Annotated in this window: 1 protein-coding gene and 1 pseudogene; both read right to left on the bottom strand. The window is 30.6% G+C overall.

The annotated features are described in order from the left end of the window. Positions 1-8: 8 nt before the first annotated feature. Positions 9-86, bottom strand: a pseudogene (locus BHE89_RS27330) (hypothetical protein); the annotation flags it as partial. A gap of 42 nt (positions 87-128) precedes the next feature. Then, on the bottom strand, positions 129-219 hold a 91-nt coding region (locus BHE89_RS27325), incomplete at its 5' end, for a hypothetical protein (protein ID WP_458694205.1).

Below are 219 nucleotides of genomic sequence, written 5' to 3'. Positions count from 1 at the left end.
TCAATAATTCAAACTCTAAAAACAAATTCCTCTCCATCATCAAAAACAATCGCATGTGTTATATCATCACATGACCACTTTGGTAAATGATTAGAACTTTCAGAGGGATTTTAGATTTTGTCAATAATTCAAACTCTAAAAACAAATTCCTCTCCATCATCAAAAACAATCGCATGTGTTATATCATCACATGACCACTTTGGTAAATGATTAGAACTT

The organism is Shigella sp. FC1967 (assembly GCF_001743005.1).
GTDB lineage: Bacteria > Pseudomonadota > Gammaproteobacteria > Enterobacterales > Enterobacteriaceae > Proteus.
Note: the sequence above shows the minus strand (reverse complement) of the source record. Positions and strands in the feature narration are given on the sequence as shown.